22 protein-coding genes are annotated in these 26,202 nt (G+C 36.8%); 14 read left to right on the forward strand and 8 right to left on the reverse strand.

The features are described 5' to 3' along the window. Nucleotides 1-80: 80 nt before the first annotated feature. Complete coding sequence (locus ACPF63_RS19885; protein ID WP_426481038.1) at nucleotides 81-1,220, reverse strand: helix-turn-helix domain-containing protein; 1,140 nt, start codon at nucleotides 1,218-1,220, stop codon at nucleotides 81-83. A 383-nt stretch (nucleotides 1,221-1,603) separates the two neighbouring features. On the opposite strand from ACPF63_RS19885, the gene ACPF63_RS19890 reads away from it, so the two are divergent. The 4 genes from ACPF63_RS19890 (at nucleotide 1,604) to ACPF63_RS19905 (ending at nucleotide 5,021) form a co-directional block, all read left to right on the forward strand. Next, nucleotides 1,604-2,272: a carbonic anhydrase gene (locus tag ACPF63_RS19890; RefSeq protein WP_426481039.1), complete on the forward strand. Its 669-nt coding sequence runs from the start codon at nucleotides 1,604-1,606 to the stop codon at nucleotides 2,270-2,272. 22 nt (nucleotides 2,273-2,294) lie between these two features. Beyond that, entirely contained in the window at nucleotides 2,295-2,594 is a 300-nt protein-coding gene (locus ACPF63_RS19895; RefSeq protein WP_047380370.1) for a hypothetical protein, read from the forward strand. A 147-nt stretch (nucleotides 2,595-2,741) separates the two neighbouring features. Then, the gene (locus tag ACPF63_RS19900) at nucleotides 2,742-4,334 is read left to right on the forward strand and encodes a SulP family inorganic anion transporter (protein WP_426481040.1); all 1,593 of its coding nucleotides are present in this window, start codon (nucleotides 2,742-2,744) and stop codon (nucleotides 4,332-4,334) included. A gap of 51 nt (nucleotides 4,335-4,385) precedes the next feature. Continuing rightward, nucleotides 4,386-5,021, forward strand: coding sequence for a carbonic anhydrase (locus tag ACPF63_RS19905; protein ID WP_426481041.1), 636 nt, complete (start codon nucleotides 4,386-4,388; stop codon nucleotides 5,019-5,021). Between the two features lie 135 nt (nucleotides 5,022-5,156). On the opposite strand, the gene pth is transcribed toward ACPF63_RS19905, so the two are convergent. The 7 genes from pth to mfd form a co-directional block, all read right to left on the reverse strand. Beyond that, nucleotides 5,157-5,720 carry an aminoacyl-tRNA hydrolase gene (pth, locus tag ACPF63_RS19910; protein WP_077413494.1) on the reverse strand — a complete coding sequence of 188 codons (564 nt, stop codon included), beginning with the start codon at nucleotides 5,718-5,720 and terminating at the stop codon, nucleotides 5,157-5,159. Between the two features lie 86 nt (nucleotides 5,721-5,806). Next, the gene (locus tag ACPF63_RS19915) at nucleotides 5,807-6,739 is read right to left on the reverse strand and encodes a hypothetical protein (RefSeq protein ID WP_426481042.1); all 933 of its coding nucleotides are present in this window, start codon (nucleotides 6,737-6,739) and stop codon (nucleotides 5,807-5,809) included. A gap of 99 nt (nucleotides 6,740-6,838) precedes the next feature. Beyond that, on the reverse strand, nucleotides 6,839-7,711 hold the full coding sequence (locus ACPF63_RS19920) for a hypothetical protein (RefSeq protein WP_426481043.1): 873 nt from the start codon (nucleotides 7,709-7,711) through the stop codon (nucleotides 6,839-6,841). Nucleotides 7,712-7,863: 152 nt separating this feature from the next. Continuing rightward, entirely contained in the window at nucleotides 7,864-8,601 is a 738-nt protein-coding gene (locus ACPF63_RS19925; protein WP_426481044.1) for a hypothetical protein, read from the reverse strand. A gap of 8 nt (nucleotides 8,602-8,609) precedes the next feature. Then, on the reverse strand, nucleotides 8,610-9,428 hold the full coding sequence (locus ACPF63_RS19930) for a hypothetical protein (RefSeq protein ID WP_426481045.1): 819 nt from the start codon (nucleotides 9,426-9,428) through the stop codon (nucleotides 8,610-8,612). A gap of 2 nt (nucleotides 9,429-9,430) precedes the next feature. Further along, nucleotides 9,431-10,252, reverse strand: a complete 822-nt coding sequence (locus ACPF63_RS19935) for a hypothetical protein (RefSeq protein WP_219072075.1) — start codon at nucleotides 10,250-10,252, stop codon at nucleotides 9,431-9,433. Between the two features lie 370 nt (nucleotides 10,253-10,622). After that, nucleotides 10,623-13,991, reverse strand: a complete 3,369-nt coding sequence (gene mfd, locus ACPF63_RS19940; RefSeq protein ID WP_426481046.1) for a transcription-repair coupling factor — start codon at nucleotides 13,989-13,991, stop codon at nucleotides 10,623-10,625. A gap of 246 nt (nucleotides 13,992-14,237) precedes the next feature. On the opposite strand from mfd, the gene ACPF63_RS19945 reads away from it, so the two are divergent. From ACPF63_RS19945 to rnhA, 10 genes are all read left to right on the forward strand, one after another. Beyond that, entirely contained in the window at nucleotides 14,238-14,633 is a 396-nt protein-coding gene (locus ACPF63_RS19945; RefSeq protein WP_047380349.1) for a hypothetical protein, read from the forward strand. Between the two features lie 183 nt (nucleotides 14,634-14,816). Next, on the forward strand, nucleotides 14,817-15,110 hold the full coding sequence (locus ACPF63_RS19950) for a hypothetical protein (RefSeq protein ID WP_426481047.1): 294 nt from the start codon (nucleotides 14,817-14,819) through the stop codon (nucleotides 15,108-15,110). A 135-nt stretch (nucleotides 15,111-15,245) separates the two neighbouring features. Further along, complete coding sequence (locus ACPF63_RS19955) at nucleotides 15,246-16,745, forward strand: GH3 auxin-responsive promoter family protein (RefSeq protein WP_426481048.1); 1,500 nt, start codon at nucleotides 15,246-15,248, stop codon at nucleotides 16,743-16,745. A gap of 69 nt (nucleotides 16,746-16,814) precedes the next feature. Beyond that, a complete protein-coding gene (locus tag ACPF63_RS19960; protein ID WP_047380343.1) occupies nucleotides 16,815-17,177 on the forward strand; it encodes a hypothetical protein in 363 nt (120 codons plus the stop codon). A gap of 92 nt (nucleotides 17,178-17,269) precedes the next feature. Beyond that, entirely contained in the window at nucleotides 17,270-18,505 is a 1,236-nt protein-coding gene (locus ACPF63_RS19965) for an MFS transporter (RefSeq protein WP_077413483.1), read from the forward strand. Between the two features lie 303 nt (nucleotides 18,506-18,808). After that, nucleotides 18,809-19,414, forward strand: a complete 606-nt coding sequence (locus tag ACPF63_RS19970) for a tetratricopeptide repeat protein (protein ID WP_426481049.1) — start codon at nucleotides 18,809-18,811, stop codon at nucleotides 19,412-19,414. Between the two features lie 160 nt (nucleotides 19,415-19,574). Beyond that, complete coding sequence (locus tag ACPF63_RS19975; protein WP_426481050.1) at nucleotides 19,575-21,647, forward strand: T9SS type B sorting domain-containing protein; 2,073 nt, start codon at nucleotides 19,575-19,577, stop codon at nucleotides 21,645-21,647. Nucleotides 21,648-21,749: 102 nt separating this feature from the next. Then, the gene (locus tag ACPF63_RS19980; RefSeq protein WP_426481051.1) at nucleotides 21,750-23,897 is read left to right on the forward strand and encodes a T9SS type B sorting domain-containing protein; all 2,148 of its coding nucleotides are present in this window, start codon (nucleotides 21,750-21,752) and stop codon (nucleotides 23,895-23,897) included. A 154-nt stretch (nucleotides 23,898-24,051) separates the two neighbouring features. Then, nucleotides 24,052-25,638 (forward strand): replicative DNA helicase, encoded by a 1,587-nt coding sequence (gene dnaB, locus ACPF63_RS19985; protein WP_047380329.1) that lies wholly within the window; start codon nucleotides 24,052-24,054, stop codon nucleotides 25,636-25,638. A 65-nt stretch (nucleotides 25,639-25,703) separates the two neighbouring features. Then, complete coding sequence (gene rnhA, locus ACPF63_RS19990) at nucleotides 25,704-26,180, forward strand: ribonuclease HI (RefSeq protein ID WP_077413479.1); 477 nt, start codon at nucleotides 25,704-25,706, stop codon at nucleotides 26,178-26,180. Nucleotides 26,181-26,202: the final 22 nt, after the last annotated feature.

Consider the following 26,202-nt stretch of genomic DNA (forward strand, 5'->3'; position numbering starts at 1 on the left):
CTGTTCCAAAATGAAAGGTGGAACAAATATTTAAATAACTCAAAAAGAACAACTTACACTAAAACGAATTAATAAATAAGTTATTCCATAGTAATACTCTGGCTTTTTAAAAACTCTCTTGGTGAGCAGTTCATATATTTCTTAAAATTCCGGTTAAAAGAGGTTTTTGAGTTAAATCCACTCTCAAATGCCAGTGAAAGAATCGTAAACTTTCCATTTTCAGGTAACACTGCTATTCTCTTAAATTCTTCAATCCGCTGACGGTTGATATAGTCATAAAAGTTTCTGTTTTCAACAAAATTAATGGTTTGGGAAAGTATATTCGGATGAACATCCAAAAGTTTTGCAACATAGTTCAGGTTCAATTCAGGATCTGTATACAATTTTTCCTTCTCCATCTGAATCACCAGCTTATTATAGATATCCTGTATTGCTTCTTTTCCGGCAAAGGTTTTCTCATATTTTGGAACTTCAGGACTGTTTTCAACTGTACTATTTTCCGTAGCGCCTTCAGTTTTTACCACTGAATAATCCAGAATGCCCACCCGGCTGATCCCGAAATAAGCAGCAACCATAATAAACAAAACAACCATTGAAAAAATAAGGATATTATTCCTGATCATAACGGCAATCCAAATCAGCGCAATACCGATAATCAGATAATATGCCCAGTTCAGATTGATTTTCTCAGTATTTGAATATTGATTGGAAATTGCTTTCTTATATTTTCTTACTGCAAGAAAACTTAATCCTACATACAGAATTCCCGAGAGAATCATAAGAAATTTAATCACCTGGCTCAATGTTTCATACCCTTTTCCTTTATTCTGATATACCTCTACTCTCTCTTGCGGAGGGAGCAGCAAAAACTGAAACAAAGAGAAATAGATCATCAAAACCGGAATCCAATGCAGCAGCCAGATCTTTTTGCCTGAATTTTGGCTGGTGACATACAAAATGTACAAATACAGCATTGGCCCATGCATAAAAGGAAAGGGAATCTCGAAACCAATGAGAGAAGGGAAACGCAAATATCCTTCTGTACGAAATAAAACAAAGAAAATAAGATGAATTCCTATGATCATAAACCATATTGCCAACACATAATCTGCGGTCACCTTCTTGGATTTTCCCAAAATCAGAAAAGATGAAAAAAAGGCAATAAAAATTCCTGCCCAATAAAATAGTGATGATAAAGATTGCAGACCAAGATCAGACATCAAATGGATAGATTAATCAAGGTGTTAAATTATTCATTTTTTGACACATATGACAGCTTTTTAATGAACTCTTGTGAAGCAACATGTGATGAGACAAATAAATTAAGAATATTTTAATTCACAAATCTCAATTTTTAATTTATACTTCGTAATTTTATCCTGGTTTTAAACGTTTGGATTACCCTATAGAGCCTGATGGCTGTAAAGCAAAGTATATCGGAATATTAGACATGATTTTAAGCATATTTTAATATTAAACTTTGTTAAAAGTGATTTACTTTTTAACAAAAAGTATATTTTTGCATAATTATTGATTTAGTCTATTGATTTTGGAAATAATTTAAACGAAATAAATAATTATAAACTTTTAAAAATTTAAAATTATGTCACAATCGTACGAGGTTATTTTCGAAAACAACAAAAAATGGGTAGAATCCAAAATAGCTGAAGACCCGAATTTCTTTAAGGAACTTGCAAAAACTCAGCATCCTGAATTTCTTTATATCGGATGTTCAGACAGCAGAGCCACCGCAGAAGAATTGATGGGAGCAAAGCCGGGCGAAGTATTTGTTCACAGAAACATTGCTAATATAGTCAATACTTTAGATATGAGTTCCACAGCCGTTATTCAATATGCTGTAGAACATCTGAAAGTGAAACACATTATTGTGTGCGGACATTACAACTGTGGTGGTGTAAAAGCAGCGATGACTCCTCAGGATCTGGGATTGTTGAATCCCTGGCTGAGAAACATCCGTGACGTTTACAGATTACATCAGGTAGAGCTGGATTCTATTGAAGACGAAAACAAGCGTTATGACAGACTTGTTGAACTTAATGTTCAGGAGCAGTGCATCAACGTGATCAAAATGGCCTGCGTACAGGAAAGGTATATTTTAGAGGAACAACCTATTGTACACGGCTGGGTATTTGACCTTAGAACAGGTAAGATCATTGATCTGGAGATTGATTTTGAGAAAACCTTAAAAGACATCCAAAAGATCTACAATCTTACAAGTTCAGATTGGGTAATGAGCAGAAAGACTAAGTAGTTTTTCTAAAAAAGAATGTAAAATGAAATTCTGGAGTATTATTGTATTAACGTTTTTTCTGAATTTTACGGCGCTGCCAGGCATTGCTGCGGTAGCGGGCTGGGATATTGCAAGAACGAATATAATAATCAACGAAGAAGAACCACATTCTCATCCGTCCTCATTTATTGTTTACGAAAAAACCATTCCGAAACCTTTGGACGTTTTCGACTATCTGAAGTTTTCCGAACCTGATTTTCAGGGCGTTTCTTTTGTACTGATAGATGATTCTTTTCATCTTTCACCTTTACTTACTATATTTTCTCCCCCTCCGGAAGCGTAACTCCTACAGTTAGATTTTTTTGATACTATTTCCATATCATTTTTTGATATCGGATACACATGTACTTTAAAAATTATTTTTTCTCAACTTTTTGTAATTGACTTATTTAAAAAAAAATAAGCCGGTTATACTTTACAGCTTCACATTATGAAAAAGACATCATTAATAGGAGGAATCAAGGAGAATTTTCCTTCAGGACTCGTGGTATTTTTAGTAGCACTTCCGTTGTGTTTAGGAATTGCTTTAGCATCAGGTGCTCCCCCATTATCCGGTATTATTTCCGGTATTATAGGCGGCCTGGTAGTAGGAACAATCAGTAATTCTAATATTTCAGTTTCCGGGCCTGCAGCAGGTTTAACGGCAATTGTTTTAACAGCTATAACAGATCTTGGCGCATTTGAGCTTTTCCTTTGTGCAGGGATTATTGCAGGACTTATTCAATTGATTTTAGGGTTTGTAAGAGCCGGAAGTATTTCCAACTACTTTCCCAACAACGTTATTGAAGGAATGCTTGCTGCCATAGGAATCATTATTATTTTAAAACAGATTCCGCATGCTTTAGGATTTGATAAAGATTATGAAGGTCATGAATCTATTTTTGATAATGGTTTAAACTTCGGATATTTTACAGAATTATTTGAGGCTATACACCCTGGGGCTATTGTTATTACTTTGATTTCAGTGGCAGTTCTTATCGCATGGGATAAAATCCACGTTCTGAAGAGACTGAAAATGCTTCCGGGAGCTTTGGTTGCAGTAATTGTAAGTATTCTTCTGAATCAACTCTTCAAGATGTCCGGAAGTTCTCTTGCTATCGAAACCCAGCATTTGGTTTCTTTGCCTGTTCCTCAGTCTTTTGATGATTTCAAGAACCTGATTACCACTCCGGATTTTAATGGTTTCACAAATCCTAAAGTATGGATTGTAGGTGCAACAATTGCTATTGTAGCCTCAATTGAGACGTTACTTTGTATTGAAGCATCAGACCGATTAGACCAACAGAGAAGAATTACAGATACCAATCTTGAGCTTAAGGCTCAGGGAATCGGGAATCTTATCAGCTCATTTATCGGTGGTCTTCCAATGACGTCTGTTGTCGTAAGAAGTTCTGCCAACGCTAACGCCGGAGCAACTTCTAAAATCTCAGCCATTATTCACGGAATATTCTTATTGATCTGTGTACTTTCTATTCCTGTTATTTTAAATTTAATTCCATTAGCTACATTGGCTGCGGTATTAATTTTAGTGGGATATAAATTGGCAAAGCCGGCTACATTCAAGCATTTCTGGCATTTAGGAAAATTCCAGTTTATTCCGTTTGTAGCAACGGTGGTAGCTGTTGTAGCAACAGATTTATTAAAAGGAGTCGGAATTGGTCTTACTATCTCTGTTTTCTATATCCTTCAGGGGAATATGAAAAGAGCTTATTATTTGAGCAGAGAAAGGCTGGATGATGCAGATGGAATCAACATAAAACTAGCTGAAGAAGTTTCATTTTTAAATAAAGCTGCTATCAAAAAAACACTTAAAAATATAAAACCAAGTTCAACGGTTATCATTGATGCCAGAAGCACTTCATACATCGCAACAGATGTACTGGAAATGATTCAGGATTTTGCCAATATCCGTGCAAAGGAACAGGATATCAACGTAGAACTTTTAGGCTTTAAAACTTCATACAGAGATTACGAAAGAAGTGAAGATTCCCATATTCTGGTTACTCACAAAAGAGCCATGTAATCTCCATTTATAATTAATTTTTTTAACTTTAAATTCGAAAACAATAAAAATATGAAAGCACATACATACGAAACACAGTCTACTATCACTCCAGAGAAAGCATTAGAATTCTTAAAAGAAGGAAATCAAAGATTTGTAAACAATCTTAAAGCAAACAGAGACCTTCTTGAGCAAGTGAATGCTACCCGTGAAGGACAGTGGCCTTTTGCTGTAGTCCTAAGCTGTATAGACAGCCGTACTTCTGCGGAGCTTATCTTTGACCAGGGATTAGGAGACGTTTTCAGTATCAGAATTGCCGGTAATTTTGTTAATCAGGACATTCTTGGATCGATGGAATTTGGCTGCAACGTTGCCGGTTCTAAACTTATTGTAGTTTTAGGCCACACAAAATGCGGTGCTTTGAAAGGAGGTCTTGATGCTGCACAGATTGAAGGATTGGGAATGGATAATCTTAACCACCTGATCAATCATTTCAACCCTATCATCAATGACATCATTGAAGAAAATGAAGAGCGTTCATCAAAAAACAGTTCTCTTCTGGAAAGGCTTAATCAGCAAAACGTAAAAAGCGCTATTGAAGACATCCGTAAGCAAAGCTCAACACTTAAAAAACTTGAAGAAGAAGAAAAAATTAAAATTGTTGGTGCCAATTATGATGTTGAAACGGGTGCAGTAAGTTGGTTATAAAAGATAAACTCATTAAATTTCAATTATAATTTACAGAAAATGCCATCGGAATCCGGTGGCATTTATTTTTTGTCATGCAATAAAAGTCTACTCCTTATTACCTGCTCCTATACTCTCTTACTTTCTGTCTTTCTATTATTTCCCGTTAAATGCAGACATCGTATTATTCAATCCTGCAAATACGAAAGAAAGGCTCGCTTTTGAAAAAGTTTCAATTCTCTCAGTAAGCTTTGCTGTCTCTTCTTCATTCCAGGTTCCTAATACATAATCTACCTGTCGTCCTGCAGAGAAGTCAGCAGAGATTCCGAAACGAAGCCTTGCGTAATTTTGGGTCTGCAATACTTCATTAATATTTTTGAGTCCGTTGTGGCCAGCATCAGAGCCTTTCCCTTTCAACCTTAATGTTCCGAAAGGTAAAGCAAGATCATCAGTAACAATCAGTACATTTTCCAAAGGAATATTTTCTTTCTGCATCCAGTATTTCACCGCATTTCCAGAAAGATTCATATACGTATCTGGTTTAAGGATAAAAACTTTTCTGCCTTTATGTTTTCCTTCTGCCATCCAGCCAAAGTTAGAGGTATTGAATGATACCTCAAGAGTTTCAGCTATTTTTTCAGCTACTTTAAAGCCTATATTGTGTCGTGTATTTTCATATTCTGAGCCTTTGTTACCAAGCCCGACAATTAAATATTTCATCAGAAATTTTTTGCAAAATTAAGGGATAAAAAATAAAAAACTCAATCTTAGGAAAGATTGAGTTTCAATATTGTTAAAAAAGTCTTCTATTGTGGTTTGTAGATATAATTAACGCCGTATCCTTTTGTCATATAAGTCTGAGGATCATAAACGTAATTGGTACTCTTTACAATTGGAGTTGGAATAGGTGGCGAAAGATCTGTCACCGACCATCTCTTAGGGTTGTTTGGAGATAGAATAAGACTTTCTTTATCATTGATTACTGTAGATAATAGTCTTGAAATCTTATATACGTGTGGCAATAATGTGAACGGGCTCACCTGATCATCATATGCATAGTATTCATAGCTATATTTTCCTGTAACAGCACCGAATGCTCCTCCTGTCATTGTTCCATAGTTTCTTGTTACTTTAGATACGTTATCGCCTACATATGTGTAAGCCGTTTTAGAGTAATCTGTGAAAGCAAGCGGCACTCCTGCTACATCCGGACCATTCCTCATAATGATAGAATCCAGCTTCCCTGTAGCAGTACTATATTTAATATTGTAAAGGCTCTTCTCTTTTTTCAGTAATGTCTGTGGACCTGGAGTAGTTGCCGGTGGTACAGGCGGAGGTCTTCTGAAAATAGAACGGTTTTCAGAAATCGTCTGCAGCTTATTGTTATTTGCGTAAGTGAATAATTGAGTGTATGATACACTATCCTTATCTAGTTTTCCGTTTCCGTCAAGATCCAAAAAGCCATTGAAATTAATCTGGCTGATTTTATCACCACTGTACATAATATTAGTAACTGAAGCACTGTCTGTAAGTACTTTAGTCACAAGAAGTCCGCTGTACTGATATTCTGCGATAGTATCTTTATCTGTAATTTCTCTGTATAATGCTCTGGGACCGCTTAATCCCCCTGTATTATTAAGATCCAATAATGGATTTCCATCCTCATCCAGCATGTCCTTGCACGAATGTACCGAGGAGAACCCTGCAATGAGTAAAATAAAATAGAAAATTTGCTTCATTTCCTTGTAATTGATTATTTTTTTGACAAATATAATTTTTTTTGCCTAAAAATTATATGATTATTTTATATTCTGGTAAGATTATTAATTATCTCTCTCCTATAAATTTTTATAGGTAAAAGTAACATTCTGGTTTTTCTCTACAACCACATACCCTTGATTATCATAAGAATAGCTCTGAGCTGTATTTACCGGAGCCGCTGGTGCAGGTAATTCTATAAACATTGAAGTAGGATTATTCGGAGAAATTTTATAGAATTGAGCTGGATTTATCAGACTTCGTGTTATAAAATAAACCGGTGAAAGTGTAGAGTAAGGGCTTTTCTGAGCATCATAGTTCTGAAAGCTGTACTTGCTTACTACTGCAGTACCCATATTCGGGTTTCCATTGATATCTAATAATCCTTTGGAAGAAACTACCTGAATAACATTATCTCCGGTATATACAAAACTATAATCTATAAATTTGTTATAAGCGCTGATTCCCCCTTCTTTTCTCTTCTCAAGAATCTTAGTAAGTTTATTCGTCGTTGGATTATAAGTAAAAGTATAGTCACTTATAACAGAAACTGATGGAGTGGCACCTGTTGTAGTAGAAGTGGCGTTGTAAATCTTTTTACCTGTAGCATCAGGAACAATATTAAATTCATAAACAAGACTGGATGCTGCTGAACTTACATATTTAATTTTTGTGATATTCTTGTTGGTATACGTTACCGTTCCCGTATAAAAAGCACCCGGAGCAGATTCATCCTTAGAAACCGTAGTCTGTAAATCTCCGGTTACTGCTGCCGTAACATATTCTTCCTGGGAAATATTATTAGCACTCACCTTTGCTAAAACCTTTTTAGGCGGCGGTCCATCATCCGGATTCGGGATAGATTCTATGGGATCTGAGGTAGTAGTACATGCTGCCAGCAGCCCAAGAAAAGCAATACCGGCAAATATTTTTAAAAAATAGTTTTTTACCATATAGAATTTTTTTAGCTTGCCCAAATATAATTCAATTTTCGATAATACACTTCAATTTATATGGACAAATTCACAAGAAATAGAGTTAATAAACAAAAAAAATCTAAAAACATAACGTTTTTAGATTTCTAATTATTGTATGATCATAAAAATTAATAGGGCTGTAGTATAGATGTTGTCAAAACAGATTGTGACATATCACTATTAAGATAAGTAGCATCAACAGCTCTTCCTATTCCAAGAGTTGTTCCTGAGATTGCTCTTTTGATGCAAGCCACTTTAGCGCTATATTGGTTTTTAGGAGTCAGATTCGTAAGAGTAGCATTAAGATTAAAAATCTTGTAAGCACCACTGTCTCCTAATAAAACATCTGTTCTTACCGCTCTGAGTTTGTTATCTATAAAAATACCGCAGGCAAAACTTGCTGAGCTTGTTCCTGTTTTTTGAACAGTAGTCTGAAAAGAAAATGTAGCTTTATTTACCATATTTGTTACAGAAAATGTATCTACGGCTCCGGGAAGCACAGTCCAGTTCCCAGCTAAAGCATCCCCATCGCTATAAGGCGTAGTAGCCCCATTGGGTGCAACAAAAGTAACTCCTGTTTTATCAGCAACCGTATTGATTGAAAAAACAGACATACTTCCTTGTCCGTCTGCAATTTTTATTGCCTTCCAGTCGTTTGTAGTCAGGTCTGCGTTATTGTGAAATATATCACCTGCTGCTCCGGCAGATCCTCTCAGTACATCTGTACCTCCTGTTCTTAATTCTTTTCCAACATTCAGGTCTCCGTTTACATCCAGCATATTAGTCGGATTAGGAGTATTAATACCCACTTGGGCCGTAGCTGCAACAGTTAACAGAAGTGATGTTACAAATAATATTTTTTTCATAATCCGCTTTAGTTTATAATGGTGTTAAACACTTCTGGAACTTCATATACATCTACTTTAAGGGATGACTGTGAAATAAAGCCATTAATATTAGAGTATACATTGGTTCCTATCGTAAGGGTATTGCTCCCCGCTCCATAAGAACCCAATCTTGTACAGGCAACATCTACTGTATGATCTCCTTTCGCAAGATTATCTACAATACCAATCTGAGTATGGGTAAGGAAAGGATATGAAGTACTGATTGCTTTTAAGTTTCTCTGTCTCAGATTCACCAGTTTATTGTCTACAAAAATCCCACAGGCATAATCTATTGAGGTATCTGTAGTCCCAGCACCTCCGAAGTCTGCCTGTACAACCGTTTCAAACTGAAAGTAAGCTTTACTCTGAGTACTGAATACACTGATTACCTGTGAAAGATTGTTGATTTTTTTAAAATTAGTAAGACTGCTGATCTCTTTTCCTTTGGTAAAAGTTCCTCCTCTTGAGGCCAAACCTACCGAAGAATCATCAGAAGAAGTAAATGAAATCCCTACTTTATCTGAAAAAGAGTTGTTGTAGATCAGATAAAATTTATTAGGCTCATATTCAGGAATACGAAGTGATTTCCAGATTGGGGCATAGCCTTCTCCCTGAGAAACCAGTAATTGGTCGTTATTTCCCTGAGAAATTGAATTATCAGTAGCATTAAGGACTGCAATTTTATTTCTGAAGTTCAAATCTCCGTTTACATCAAGAGTTGCTTTTGGAGTATCTGTTTTTATTCCTACCTGAGCCGACCCCAAAAGTCCTATGGTCAGAAATAGGGTTGATAATAGTTTTTTCATCATTAGTTCGTTTTATAGCTCACGTATTCAATAACGTCCATTTTCATTGTAGATTCCAAAGTAAATGCACTGGAGGCTCCATTTGAAGCCTGTACATTGCGTCCGATGGCAAATTGTGAGGTAGAATTTGAAGTATCAATCTTTCTGCATGCAATCTCAATCGTATGAGCTCCAACGGGAACATTCTGTTCGGTATAATTAAGGGTAAAGATATAGTCCTGAAGACCATTTTTTCCGCTGTTGTTATTAGATGCAACTCTATCCGGACGTACCGCTACCAAAGTTCCGTTTCTGAAAACACCACAGGTAAATCTTACACTTTCTATCGTCGTAGATGTAGGTGCTTTTATTTCGATTCCTGTCTGGAACTGATAGGTAAGCCTATTTTTTCCATTTTTGATTGTAAAGGTATTTGTAAGTCCATCAATCTTTTTCCACGTTCCTTTAGCAGCATCAGTAATATTATCTCCAACACTGTTTTTGTAAATACCATCACCAGCAATACCATTGGTAAGTGAGATAATACCTGTTTGATCTGACGACAGATAAGAGTTGATCAACTTATACTGTCCCTCTTCCATAAAGGAAATGTTCAAAGACTTCCACACGGGAGGCAAGCCCTCACCCTGAGAAACCAAAACCTGGCCATTTAACCCGGCATCTCCAGCCTGAGTTGAAGTTCCGCCTACTCTAAGTTCTTTTCTTAAGGTGGTTTTTCCATTCACATCAAGAACAGATTTAGGTTTTGCAGTACCTATTCCCACCTGCGCATTAGCGCAGAGTGATAGAAGTCCAGCTGCGCAGCAATATATAATTTTTTTCATAATAAGGACTGCAAAGGTACACAATGAAGTCCTAAAAATCCCAGTTATACATCCATAAACCTATAGAAATAAACACATTACAACATAGAATTAATCACACATAAAAGTAGAATTATTTCTACATAACTCCACTTTTTATGTTTAAAAAAAATCTAGTAAGGTCTCAAACCCTTACTGTACGGGAATCTACAGAATATTTTTAGTCATAACAAAGTGATATCAGACCCTTCAAAACAGGCTTAATTCCCCTCTCAAGGAATATTACTCAGAAAAAACATGATAACAATCACAAAAAAGCGTATAAAATTTAAGATTTTATACGCTTTTCACATTTTTTACAAATTTGTTTACAAAAAACAAAACCTATAATTTAATTATGTTCAATAATAGCTTTTAACAATATATTAACTTCATCCACATTTTTCACCTTTTCCTTCCTCATCATCAGCTGATTACCTTCTTTTCCGGACTTCTCTTTAAGCTGGGCTTCGGCAGGATTTCGGGTTAAATAATTAATAATATGTCTGAATCTATCTGTCTGGTAGAATTTATCCTGAGGATTCCCCGGGAAGTATCCTAAGAATACTCCATTTTTCATAACAATCTTCTCAAAACCTATATCTGCGGCTAACCATTTCAGAGAAACGCTTTTCAATAGATTGACGGCTTCTTTCGGCAATGCTCCAAAACGGTCAATCAGTTCAAGTTCAAACTGATGAAGATCAACTTCATTATTAATTTCAGCAATTTTCTGGTATAGCAGTAATCTTTCTTCGGTATTGGAAATATAGAAATCAGGTAACATCAATTCCAGGTCAGTATCGATATTGACATCTTTTACAGATTTGAAGAGCTTTTGTCTGTCTTCCTCGTTTTCAAACAGACTTTCAAAGTCAGCATCATCTTTCAGTTCTTCCAGCGCTTCCTGCATTAGTTTCTGATATGTTTCAAACCCCATTTCATTGATGAAACCACTTTGTTCAGCACCCAAAAGGTCACCGGCACCACGGATTTCAAGGTCTTTCATTGCAATCTGGAAACCACTTCCCAGATCAGAAAACTGCTCAATGGCTTCCAGACGTTTTCTGGCATCGGAAGTCATCATATCATAAGGTGGTGTGATCAGATAGCAGAATGCCTTTCTGTTACTACGTCCTACCCTTCCTCTCATCTGATGCAGATCTGCCATTCCAAACCGCTGTGCATCATTGATGAAAATGGTATTGGCATTCGGGACATCCACACCACTTTCTACAATTGTCGTGGACACTAGAACATCATATTTTCCTTCCATAAAATCCAGAACATTCTTCTCCAGCTGCTTTCCTTCCATCTGTCCATGTCCTGTGATCACTCTTGCATCCGGAACCAGCCTCTGAATAAGTCCGGCAATATCTTTAAGGTTTTCTATTCTGTTATTAATGAAATAAACCTGACCATCCCTCTGAAGCTCATAAGAAACGGCATCACGAAGAATCTCTTCATTGAATCCGATCAATTGCGTATCTACAGGCTGTCTGTTAGGTGGTGGTGTTTTGATGACAGATAAATCCCTTGCCGCCATTAATGAAAACTGTAAAGTCCTTGGAATAGGAGTCGCTGTAAGGGTAAGCGTATCAACATTACTTTTAAGTGTTTTCAACTTATCCTTTACTGAAACTCCAAACTTATGTTCTTCATCAATAATCAGCAGGCCCAGATCTTTAAACTTCACAGAACTGCTTACCAACTGGTGGGTTCCAATGATAATATCTACTTTTCCATTCTTTAAAGCATCTAAGGTTTCTGATTTTTGCTTCGCTGTTCTGAATCGGTTTATATAGCCAACATTTACAGGAAAATCTTTAAGTCTTTCTTTAAAACTCCTGTAGTGCTGAAAAGCAAGAATAGTTGTGGGAACTAATATTGCAACCTGTTTACCGTCTGTGGCCGCCTTAAATGCTGCACGGATTGCAACTTCCGTTTTACCGAAACCTACATCACCGCAAACCAGCCTGTCCATAACCGTATCAGCCTCCATATCTTTCTTTACATCTACGGTTGCTTTTTCCTGATCCGGAGTATCCTCGTAGATAAAGCTGGCCTCCAGTTCATTCTGAAGATAAGAATCCGGTGTATAAGCAAAACCTTTTGCCGTCTTTCGCTGTGCGTATAATTGAATAAGATCAAAAGCAATTTGCTTTACCTTCGCTTTTGTTTTTTGTTTCAAAGATTTCCAGGTTGGAGAACCAAGTTTGCTCAGCACAATCTCTCTTCCATCCGGTCCATTGTATTTCGAAATCTTATGCAAAGAGTGAATACTTACATATAATAAGTCTCCGTTTTTATAAGTCAGTTTAAAACATTCCTGAATCTTACCATCATTATTTACTTTTACCAGCCCCATAAATTTTCCGATCCCGTGGTCAATATGGGCAATATAGTCACCTATTTTCAAAGACATCAGATCTTTCAGGGTAAGCTGTTCCGATTTCGCAAAAGTATTCTTCGCCTTATATCTCTGATAACGGTCAAAGATCTGGTGGTCCGTATAAACAAGAAGCTTGTGGCCGTTGTCTACAAATCCCTCATGCAGCTCAGATTTAAAGCTCTTAAAAGGAAGTTCATGCTCAAGCTCTTCAAAAATAGATTCCAGTCTTTCTTTCTGTTTTTCTGTTGAAAAGGAAATCCACGTATCAAATCCGCTGTTCTGTTTTTCTTCGATATCTTCAATCAGCAGTTCAAAGTTTTTATGGAAAGACGGCTGAGGGAGCTGCTCCATTTTGACTTCAGTAATTTCCTTCAATCCTTCAATTACTGCCCCACCAAAATCAACTGTTCTGAATTTTTTATAATCGAATAAAAACTCCTGATCAGAAATAAAAAGTTCCTGAGGAGTTCTGTGAGCAATATCTTTACTTAAAGTATCATATTTTTCCAGGGACTTCTCATAGAACGTTCTGATCTTCTGCATTCCTATCATTCCATTTTTAGAAACTACAAAACTTTCGTTTGGCAACAGCTGCAACAATGACACTCTGCTTCCTGTCACAGAGAAATTCATATTGGAAACCAATTGAAAATCCTTTACTTTATCTATAGAAAGCTGGGTTTCGATATCAAAAGTTTTAATGCTTTCCACTTCATTCCCAAAGAATGTAATCCTATACGGCTTTTCGTATGAATAAGAAAATACATCTACAATTCCCCCTCTTACAGAAAATTCTCCCGGTTCTGAAACAAAATCGGCCTGCTGAAAATGGTAGTGGGTGAGCAATTCGTCTACAAAATCGAAGTCCAGCTGGTCACCTACTTTTATATGATGAGAGATGGCTTTAAAATCTTCTTTTTTCAAAACCTTTTCAGACAAAGCTCCGGCATAAGCTACAATAACTTTCGGAGATCTCCCTGAATTGATTTTATTTAAAACTTCAGTTCTTAGAACCAGATTGGCATTTTGTGTTTTTTCTACCTGATAAGGCTCAAGATGGGTGGCTGGAAAATACAACACCATATCTTTGCCAATAAGATCTTCCATTTCAGTATTGGCATACAATGCATCCTCTTTATCATCTACCAGATAAAGAATATTTTTCTTTTGAACTAAAAAAAGTTCAGCCACAAAAATAGAAACTGAAGATCCCGCACTTCCCTTTACGGCAATATGCTGGCTGTTTTCTAACTGGGTGAAAATTTCTTTCCCGAACTCTTTCTGCATCAGATCTGGAAGAAACTTTTCTTTGATGGATTTTAATTGCATAAATAGTATTGATATAAACGACAAAAGCGATTTCGGGAGTTTTCCGAAACCGTTTATGATATACAAAGGTACGGATATTTTTTTCTTCCATTAAAAAACCAGCTGACTTTCGGATTTAAAATGAATGACTTAGCCTAATAAATCTTAATTTTTTACAAATTTATTTAATAACCCGTTAAAAAAAACCAATTATTCCCTCATGGCATAGTGTTTGGGTTTTTAAGCCTAACCAAACATTTAAGTATTATGAAAAAAGCAATTAAAATCTTAGGAGTTATGATGCTGCTGGTATTCACAGCATTATCGTTTTCGTCGTGCAGCAAGGATGATGATCCAGTAAACAATGAGTTCTTTGCAGGAACATACAAAGGAAGTATTTCTTATAACGATGGCGGATCTACTAATGTAAGCACAGATAACGGAAGTGTTTTTGTAACGAAGATTGCCAGCGGTACCAAGTATAATTTCGGTTTCTCAAACAGCATTCCGGATCTTAACGGAATAGAGTTTAATCAGGAAGGAGATCACACTCTTGTTATGATTGGTTCTACAGCAACCTCTTATATCAGAATTGACAACAATACGTTAAAAATCCTATACGCAAAGGACGGTAAAACGTGGACAGCCAACTGTACGCGCTAACCTCCTGTCTATTTATATATTATTGCAAGCCTGTTTTCATCTGAAGACAGGCTTTTCTATTGTAAATGAATTGTTTTAATTTTTTTTTAAGCAGTAATAAACTTTAGTTAAGGTTGAAAATCCAAATTTTCTAGCCTGCTTTTTGTATATCTTTATTCAACAAAAACAAACAATAATATTCTTATGAAAAAATTATTATCCGCAATGTCATTGATCCTTGGATTAGGACTTGCAACTGCTCAGCAGACTGCTCCCGCTACAAGCACTCAGGCTCATCCACCTGTAAAAACTACAGTGAAAGCCGCTAAACCTGCAGAAGTAAAAGCTGCAAAACCAGCAATGGATGCAAAAGCTGCGAAGCCTTCACAACCGGCTGCCAAAATGAAAAAAGACGGCACTCCTGATAAGAGATATAAAGAAAACAAGCACCTGAAAAAAGATGGTACTCCTGATAAAAGGTATAAGGTGAACAAATAAGCATAACATTAACATATAGTTGTTATTTTCATAATCAAATTTCGAAAAGCCGGTGGAACTAGTTCTATCGGTTTTTTTATGTGAAGCTTCGTAAAAAATGACTCCATATTCTCTACTTATTTATAAATTTGACCCATGTTAAACTTCTTCAAGAAAAATGCAGCGCTGATCTGGGCAAAGAAACATGTTCAAAAAGCGGAGGAATTCAAAAAAAATGCAGAGAAAAATCAGGAGGACTTATTACTTTCTCTAGTCAGTACGGCTCAAAAAACACTTTTTGGCAGGGAACATGATTTTGAAAACATCCATTCGGTGAAAGATTTTCAAGACAGAGTTCCTGTAGCAGATTATGAAGATCTTAAACCTTATATAGAACGGGTAAAAAAAGGACAGGCCAATATTTTATGGACAGAAACCCCTGAATATTTTGCTAAAACTTCGGGAACAACTTCCGGATCAAAATATATTCCTATTTCCAAAGAAGGAATGCCGCTTCAGATTGCCGGTGCACAAAGTGCCTTATTTCATTACATCAGTAAAAAGAATAATGCCGACTTTGTGAACGGAAAAATGATTTTTCTGCAGGGAAGTCCTGAACTGGAGGAAGTTTTTGGAATAAAAACAGGAAGATTATCCGGTATTGTAGCGCACCATATTCCTAATTATCTGCAAAAAAACCGTCTGCCAAGCTGGGAAACCAATATCATGGAAGACTGGGAAGCCAAAGTAGATAAAATCATTGAAGAAACGGAACATGAAAACATGACCCTGATCTCAGGAATTCCGCCATGGCTGATCATGTATTTTGAAAAGTTAACAGAAAGACACGGCAAAAAAATCAAACAGCTTTTCCCAAACCTACAGCTTATCGTTACAGGAGGGGTCAATTACGAACCATACCGCGATAAAATGGAAGATCTGCTGGGTGGAAAAGTAGATATTATTCAGACATTTCCTGCTTCTGAAGGCTTTTTTGCTTTCCAGGATGATTATACAAAAGAAGGTCTTCTGCTATTGACCCATCATGGAATTTTCTATGAATTTATTCCTTTGGAAGAATATGGTAAGCCAGGAGCAAGAAGATTAACATTAAAAGAAATTGAACTTCATAAAGATTATGCCTTAATTCTTACAACCAATTCCGGACTTTGGGCGTATTCTATCGGAGATGTTGTGCGGTTTATCAGCAAAGATCCTTACAGAGTTCTAGTAAGTGGCAGGACCAAACATTTCACTTCGGCATTTGGGGAACACGTGATTGCTTTTGAAGTTGAAGAAGCGATGAAAGCTACTCTTGAAAAACATCCGGCACAGATTACAGAATTCCATCTTGCCCCACAGGTAAATCCTGGCGAAGGACTTCCTTATCATGAATGGCTGATCGAATTTGAAAAGGAACCGGAGAATTTAGATACATTCAGAGATGAACTGGATTTGCAATTAAGGGCAAGAAATACGTATTATGATGATCTTATTTCCGGGAATATTTTACAGAAGCTGCATATCACCACCTTAAAAAAGAATGCCTTTCAGGAATATGCCAAATCTCAGGGGAAACTGGGTGGCCAAAATAAGACTCCGAGATTGGCTAATGACAGAAACATTGCAGATCTCTTAGAAATTTACAAAAATTAATCATATTTTTTCAATTCCAAAAACGTATATTCAAAAAAAATTATAAATTTGAAAAACTAAAAGAAAATAATGAAAGCATCTGTACTGTTGAAATCGTCTTTACTAACATCTTTATTTGTTATTACATCTTGTGCTACTACAAAATACAGCGAAGATATTTCAAAAAACAATTACTCTAATCTTGAAGCCGGAAAGGTATACAAAGTAACTATGAGAGACGGTTCTCCTAAACAAACCATCTTATTCAGAAACGTTGTTGGTGACAATCTTGTAGGTACAGCGGGTAAAAAAGACAGTACAGAAGTAGTGATCCCGAAATCAAATGTAGCGGCTGTAAAAGACAGAAGAAAGGCAAGAATTGCTGCCGGAGCTACTATTATTGGGGCTGCGGGTGTTGCTGCCATCGTAATCAGTTCTTCAAGAGCAGACTAAAATAGATTTTATCTTTCAGGATATATTTAATATATCTTTTAAAAATCAACATATGAATAGTCCTAAATAGATTTTTAGGGCTATTTTTGTTCATGATTTCCTTTACCCCGTTACAAACATTACAAAATGTTGAGTTCAGAAATCTTCTTACCGGGAGATTTTTTATTGTTTTAGCTTTCAGAATGCTGGCCACTTTATTAGGATGGTGGGTATATCAATTAACAAAAGATCCTTTTTCAATAGGTCTTATCGGGCTATCGGAGGTAATTCCTGCTGTAAGCTGTGCGCTGTATGCCGGGCACGTTATTGATATGAATGAGAAAAAGAGACTGCTTCTCATCTGTAATTATACATATATTTTCCTGATCGGGCTTCTGCTGATTCCTGCCTTTTTTGATGTGGAGATGCATTTCACCGGTCATCAGATTACCTATTATATTTATGGGGTCATCTTTTTTACCGGAATAGCAAGAGCGTTCATAGGTCCTATTGTACCTTCCATGATTCCTAAAATTGTAAAGAAAGAAAACCTTCCCAACGCTGTTACTCTGAACCAGGCTACTTTCCTTATATCTTCTGTGTGTGGACATGCGGTAGGTGGTATTCTTATTGGCTTTATAGGCGTAAAATGGACGTTGGTTGCTATTTTAGCATTAATATTTGTTGCTTCACTGTTTTTCTGGCAACTTCACAAACAGTATTCGGAGTACAAAAAGGAAACTGTAAATGTGGTGGAGAGTATGCGTGAAGGAATTTCTTATATTTTTAAAACCAAAGAGATTCTGGGAGCACTGTGTCTTGATATGTTTGCTGTACTTTTTGGGGGTGCAGTGGCCATGATCCCGGTATTTGCTACTGATATTTTAAATTCAGGGGCTGAAGGTTTCGGATTGTTGAATGCAGCATCTGATATCGGTTCAATGTGTATCATTACTATTTTATCCATTGTTCCTCTTCGAAAAAATCAGGGGAAAATACTACTTGTTGTTGTCACCGGATTTGGGCTTTGTATTATTGGGTTTGGTTTATCCAAATTGTATTGGCTGTCTTTCATGTTCCTTGTGATGAGTGGAATGCTTGATGGAATTTCTGTGGTCATCCGGGGTACCATTGTACAGTTAAAGACACCAGACCATATAAGAGGACGTGTTCTCAGTGTAAATTCAATCTTCATTATGTCCAGCAATGAAATGGGACAGTTTGAAAGTGGTGTTATGGCTAAATTACTGGGGGTTGTACGCTCTGTAGTATTTGGAGGATGCATGACTGTTCTTGTTGCTTTACTTGTGGGAAGCACCAATCCTAAACTAAGAAAAATGCAATATTAACTTATTATTTATCAATCCATTTCAAATCCTATACGGTAAAAACCGTAATCCGAAATACTTAAAATCAGAATAGAACGTTTTCTATTCTGATTTTACTTTTATAGGTGTTTTTTCAAAATCATTCAAAGGATTAAATCCCAAATATTCAGTGAAATCATTAAAATCTTTACGATCTCTGTATAATTTCACTTAAAAAATAAAATACAATATTAAAAATCAATATATTACTTTCTTTAAATATATCTCAAAATCTTTAATTTAACGTTAATAATTTTTTATATTTGCTCTATAAAATATCCCCCTATGTATAAACTTTTACTAATTTTGAGTTTTTTCGTCACAGGTTCGCTGATGAATGCCCAATTTTTTTCAGATCAAACCTTACAGCAATCTGTTTTGCAGCTGAATAATGCAAAAACAGAAAACGACTATGATACTCTTTTTTCTAAGTTTTCAGAGGCTAAAACTTCAGAAAAATGGCAGGCTAATTATTATGCCGCTGCAGCATTGTATCTTAAAACAAATTTTCTTTTAAAGAACAGCCCGAACAGTCCTCTTGGAGAATCTAACGAAACTGCAAGAAAACTGGCTATGCAGGCTCTTGCTTCTGAGAAGAATAATGGAGAAGTAAATATTCTTCTTGGTCTTATCCATTTTCAGAAAATCAGGATAAAAACAGCTGCAGATCCTCAAAAGGAACTAAAGACCGCTACAAGCTTTATGACAAAAGCGGAAACAACTGTAAAGAACAATCCAAGACTTTCTTTCTTAAAAGCTGAAATGGCTGAAAAGCAAGGCAATAAGACAGAAGCTATCAAATTTTATCATAAAGCAGTCAAAGAATTCGAAACATCAAACGCTTCATCCGGTTCACCAAACTGGGGAAGACAGCTGATCGGAACAAATTAACAGTAAGAAAACACATGATCTCCTGAGTAAATTGGGCGGTCAGTTTTTATTTTGATACACAAAACTTTAATAGTTCGCAGAAACATTTTTGTATCCGATAAAGCACCGCATTTTTTTAGTAATTAAACAATTTTACTATTTGTTTTTAAAATCATCTCTTATGAAAAAAGCATTACTTGTTTTCTCAATTATATTTTCACATCTTTTATTTGCCCAATCAGACTGTACTACTGCAATGGCGGTCTGTGGTAACTCAGATATTTCATATACTCCGGGCGGACATGGAGACATTCCGGAAGACCTGGGCGGATGTTTAACTTCCGATGAAAAGTACTCTGTATGGTACTCGTTTACGGTAGCTACAGCCGGAACCTTAACTTTCGAAATCATTCCTAACGATCAGACCGATGATTATGACTTCGGTGTATATGGTCCTAACAAATCATGTGGCAGCCTTGGAACTCCAATCCGCTGTTCTTATTCAGGACAGGCTGGAAACACAGGTCTTAACATGACCGCTACTGACCTTAGTGAAGATGCATCAGGAGACAAATGGGTGAAATACCTTGATGTATTACCTGGCCAGACGTACTATTTAATTGTAAATAACCACAGAGAGACCGCTAACGGATTCAAATTATCATGGGGTGGGACAGCTACTTTATCTTCTCCATTTACAGATCCGAATATACAGCCTCATCCGTTCATTCCACCAGGAATTCCAGGAGCAAACCCTACAGACCCTAGAGAAGTAGTGGTGTGTGCAAATCCTGCAACTTTTGATTTCTCTTCATTAACAGCAGGAATTCTGAACGGTAACCCGAACTTCAGTATTAGCTATCATACAAGCCAAAATGATGCATTAACAGGTAACAATCCTCTTATTGGCCCTCAAACAGTTACTCCTGTAGGTGTTTATTTCTATAGTATCAACTATACCGATCCTACTAATCCGGACAGTCCTATTAATAAATGTAGACAGACTGGTAAATTTAAATTTAAAGATGGTACGATCAAGGCAACAAGCGTTACTTTAACAAGCTGTAACAACAACAATGCGGGTACGGCAACTTATGACCTTACAACAGCAGCTGTTTTTGCAGATCCTACGGCTACAAAAAAATATTATTATACTTTATATGATCTGAATAACTCAATTAATGAGATCACCAATATCTATCAGTTTGTTTCGGCAGAGGGTAAAATATATGTAAAAGTAACTTCTGTATTCGGATGTACCGATATTGCAGAAATTACCCTTAAGTTCTATCCGGCAATCATTGCAAAAGATGCAGAATTAAGATCATGCTTTATTGAAGCAAATCCTTCTACCGCTTTATTCAACCTTGATAACGCCGCTGTAATCACGCCACAGGCAGGTATCACGAAAAAATATTTCCCTTCATTGACAGATGCAATAGATGCAACCAACGAGATTTTAAATGCTAATTATATTGCACCAAACGGTTTGGTATACGTAAGAGTATCTGATACCAGAGGATGTTTTGTAGTTGTAAAAATCGGTTTAACAGTTATCCCTCCGGTAACATCCAGTGTTCTGAAAGACAAAATCATCTGTATAGAAGACACAACAACTTTAGATGCCGGGCCTGGATTCAAAAGCTATGAGTGGAGCACGGGAGCTACAACTCAGTCTATAAAAGATGTAGGAGTAGGAATCTACTGGGTAAAATTAAAAACAGGGGAATGTATCACTACTCAAACAGTAACAGTATATCCTGCTGATCAGCCGGTTGTAACAAATATTGATGTTTCTAACACTACATTAACGATCAATGTTATAGGAGGAACTCCGGATTACCAGTATTCTATGGATAAAATCATATGGCAGACCTCCAATACATTCTCTAATGTGGCAAGAGGCACCTATAAAGTATATGTAAAAGACGCTTATGACTGTGAGCCTATTGAAGTTACAATAGTGGTTCCTAACCTGATCAATATGATTACACCGAACGGAGATGGTGTGAACGATGTTGTAGATTATTCTGCAATTGCAGACAAACAAAACCTTGTATTGAGTATCTTTGACAGATACGGAACAAAAATCCACCAGGGAGATAAATCCAATGGATACAAATGGGACGGAACCATTGCAGGGAAGAAGATTCCGACAGGTACATACTGGTATTCTGTAACATGGAATGAGAATGACAAGAAGAATACTCCATTTAAGTTTTCAGGTTGGATTGTTGTAAAAAACAGAGAATAAAACTAATACAATACGAGAAAGCCGCTTTGGCGGCTTTTTCTTTTAACAAATCATGATAAAATTAATTGATCCCAATTTTGTTTAACAAAAATCGTTTCAACAATGAAAAAAATACTACTTCTTTTTATTTTATTGATAACACAAATAGTCTACTCACAGTCAGATTGTATCACGGCAATTCCCATCTGTGGTAACTCTGATATTTCTTACACTCCTTCAGGACCTGGAAATATTATAGAAATTCTTAATGCAAACGGAGGATGCCTTAGCACCAATGAAAGATATACCGTTTGGTACACTTTCACTGTATCTACACCAGGTACACTTGCATTTAAAATAAAGCCTAACGATCAAGGTGATGATTATGATTTTGCAGTTTATGGACCAACAGCAAACGGCTGTGCTTCTTTACAGAATGCAGATCACGTCTTCATACAGCCTATAAGATGTAACTATAGCGGTACTCCGGGAGATACAGGTCTGGATCTTACTCTTGCTCCACCTGCTGTATTCCCTACCAATCCTCCTGGCACTACAGCCAGTATGAACAATGGTAAATGGAGTCCTTATATGGATGTATTAGTAGGACAAACCTATTATTTAGTCATTGATAACTTCAGTAGATCCGTTAATGGTTTTTCTATGGAATGGTCAGGTACTGCGAGCTTAAGTTCTGCATTTAATGATCCTGTTCTTTCACCTAACCCATTCATTCCTCCGGGAATTCCAGGAGCTACTCCTAACGATCCTAACCAGGTAATGGTTTGTGCATTACCTAGCCAGTTTGACTTTACAACACTTTCTGCTGCTATTGTAAACGGTAACAGCCCTAATTTCAAGGTTACTTACCATAAAACTACCAACGATGCCCTTACAGGAGAAAACCCTCTTACCATAGCAACTGTAGATGGAACAACAACCTACTATTACAGAGTGGTATATAAAGACCCGAACAACCCAACCAATCCCATCAACGGATGTTTTATAACCGGGAAATTTAAGTTTGTGAATGTAGGCATCTCAGCCAATACTGCTACTTTATATTCTTGTAATAACAATGGAGCCGGTACTGCCAAATATAATTTGACAACAGCCAATATATTCGGAGGAAGCGGAGCAACTATTAAGTATTATACTACGGTTGATGATATGAATGCGGAAATCAACGAAATTACGGATCCTGCCAACTATATCTCTCCGGAAGCAACTATATACGCAAAAGTAATTTCTACTTTCGGGTGTAAAGCAACCACTACCATCAGACTATTATTCTACCCTACAGTGGTATTAAAAGATGCAGTACTTCAAAATTGTTATATTGATAATGATGTTACCCGTTCAACATTTGATCTTTCCAAAGCAGATATCGGAGTACCTGTACCAACCCCTACAGGAACTATCATTAAGTATTATACCTCGGTAGCTGATGCCAAAGCCCAGATCAACCCTATTACAATGCCATTTAATTATCTTTCAGAAAGCAAAACGGTATATGTAAGAGTAGACAATGATAAACAATGTTATTCAATTGCTAAAATAGAACTGGTAGTATTACCTCCGGTAAAATCAGCGGTATTAAAAGATAAAACGATTTGTGCGGAAGCCAAAACCACTCTGGATGCAGGGCCTGGATTCGACAGCTACGAATGGAGCACCGGAGAAACTTCACAATCTATCAATAACGTAGGCGTAGGAGTTTACTTTGTAAAACTTCAGACTGGAAAATGCTTCACGCTTCAGGAAGTACGTGTACATGCAAGCCTTCAGCCGGTGATTTCTGGGATAGAAATATCAAATAATAACATCACCGTTACTGCTACAGGTGGAGTTCCTCCATATAAATTCTCAGTAGATGGTATCAACTGGCAGGATTCTAATACATTCACAGGACTTCCAAGAGGTGAAAATACAGTGTATGTAAAAGACACTTATAATTGTACTCCTGTTCAGGTAACGGTTACTGTTCCTAACCTTATTAACGCTATCACTCCAAACGGAGACAACGTAAATGATGTGATTGATTACTCTGCACTGGCGTACAAGAAAAATCTTATCTTCGTTGTGTATGACAGATATGGAAACAAACTTCATGAAGCCAACAAAATGAGAAATTTCACTTGGGACGGAACTGCTTTCGGTAAGAAAATCCTGACAGGAACTTACTGGTACACGATCTCATGGAACGAAAACAATAAAGACAATACAGAAACCAAATATTCAGGATGGGTATTGGTAAAAAATAAAGAATAAGCGATACTTAATCTTTTTGAAAAAATCACCTCAGTCTGAGGTGATTTTTTTATCAACAAGATCAACCTCCTGTTTACAGCATTTTCCGAAAGACTGCTAATAATTTGTTGAATACTATTTTTTTATTATTTTTTAAATAAACTATCTTTGCACCATGGCGCAGAAAGAAACTTTATCATCCCTGACACACGGAAACTTTGCAAAAGAATTGTCTATTGCGGATGGAAAAATGCCTCCCAATGCAGTGGATTTCGAAAGACTTGTTATCGGAACTTTTTTGATTGACAAAAAAGGGCTTGACCATTCTATTGACCTTCTCACTTCAGAAGTATTCTATGATCCGAGACATCAGGTCATCTTTTCTATCATCTTAAAGCTTTATGAAGGCAACCATCCGGTAGACTTAATGACCATTATTCAGGAATTAAAAAAAGAAGATAAGCTAAGCCAGGCAGGTGGTGATCACTACATTATTGACCTGACAATGGGAGTAAGTTCATCTGCCCATATTGAATACCATGTACGTGTGATTCTTGAAAAATATATTTTAAGAAGCCTTATCAATGTTTCTGCCAATGTCATTGATTCCTCATACAAAGAGTCAACCGACGTTTTTGAACTTCTGGATAAAGCTGAACAGTCTTTCTTTGAGATTACCAACGGAACGATCAAAAAGGGATTCGATACTGCCAATTCGTTAGTAAAACAGGCTATTGACACGATTAAATCTTTAAAAGATAAAGAAGGCCTTTCAGGGGTTCCTTCAGGATTCCGAGACGTAGATAAGGAAACCGGTGGGTGGCAGAATTCTGACCTTATCATTATTGCTGCACGTCCCGCGATGGGAAAAACGGCATTCCTTCTTTCCATGGCAAGAAATATTGCAGTAGGACACAAAGTTCCTATGGCTCTTTTCTCTCTCGAGATGGCATCAGTACAGCTGATCACCAGAATGATTGCTTCCGAAACAAGAATTTCTTCTGAGAAATTAAGAAAAGGAACTCTGGATGATGAAGAATGGCAGAGACTATTCTCCAATGTATCTGAGTTGGAAAATGCTCCTTTATATATTGACGAAACCCCTTCCCTTTCCATATTCGACTTCCGTGCAAAATGCCGAAGACTTGTCATGCAGCATGGTGTAAGAATTATCATGGTCGACTACCTTCAGCTGATGACAGCAGGAAGCAGCGGTGGAAAAGGAGTTGGAAACCGTGAACAGGAGATCTCCATGATTTCACGTTCATTAAAAGCGATTGCAAAAGAACTTAACGTTCCGGTGATTGCTCTTTCCCAGCTTTCAAGAAGTGTGGAAGCGCGTCCGGGGAAAAGACCTCAGCTTTCTGACCTTAGGGAATCCGGAGCGATTGAGCAGGATGCCGATATCGTATCTTTCATCTTCAGACCGGAATATTATAAAATTACCGTTTGGGATAATGATGAAGAAGGACAGGAAACTTCTACTGAAAACCAGGCCGAACTGATTATAGCAAAGCACAGGAATGGTGCTACGGCAGACGTCCGACTATCTTTCTTAAAACATTTTGCAAAATTTGGTGATATCGAAGCAGCAATGGATGGAGCCGGAGGAGGATATCCTTCCAACTTTGGAGAACCAAGCGGCTTTGACAAGATCAAAACGACTATTCAGCCAGGGGCAGCATTTGACCTTCCGGACAGCTCAAAACTTTCCGGCTCATCAATGAATGACTTTGATGATGATGACGATTTTCCTTTTTAAGTGAAGGCTTAAACCTAATTCAGTTTAAATTCACAATTCATAATTCAATTTTTTAAAAAACAGATTTGAGAATCGAAATTTATACCGACGGGGCTTGCAGCGGAAATCCGGGAAAAGGCGGATATGGAATTCTCATGCGCGTTCCTGAAAAAAATTATCAGAAAACATTTTCCAAAGGGTTTCGGAAAACCACCAATAACAGAATGGAACTTCTGGCAGTCATCACTGCATTGGAAAAGCTGAAATCTACAGAAAATGAGATCCATGTATATACTGACAGTAAATATGTATCTGATGCAATCAACCAAAACTGGATTGCCGGATGGATCAAGCGAGGCTGGAAGAATGTAAAAAACCCCGACCTCTGGAAAAAATTTGTTGAGCTATACAATAAACACACCCCTAAAATGCATTGGGTAAAAGGCCATGCAGGACACTTTGAAAACGAACTTTGCGACAAATTAGCGGTTGCAGCAGCCAATTCTTCCGATCTCGAAATTGACACTTATTTCGAAAATCTTGATAATAATTCTCTATTTTAATCTTAATTAAAACTATTCTAAA

The organism is Chryseobacterium sp. R2ACT005 (assembly GCF_049949215.1).
Taxonomy (GTDB): Bacteria; Bacteroidota; Bacteroidia; order Flavobacteriales; family Weeksellaceae; genus Chryseobacterium.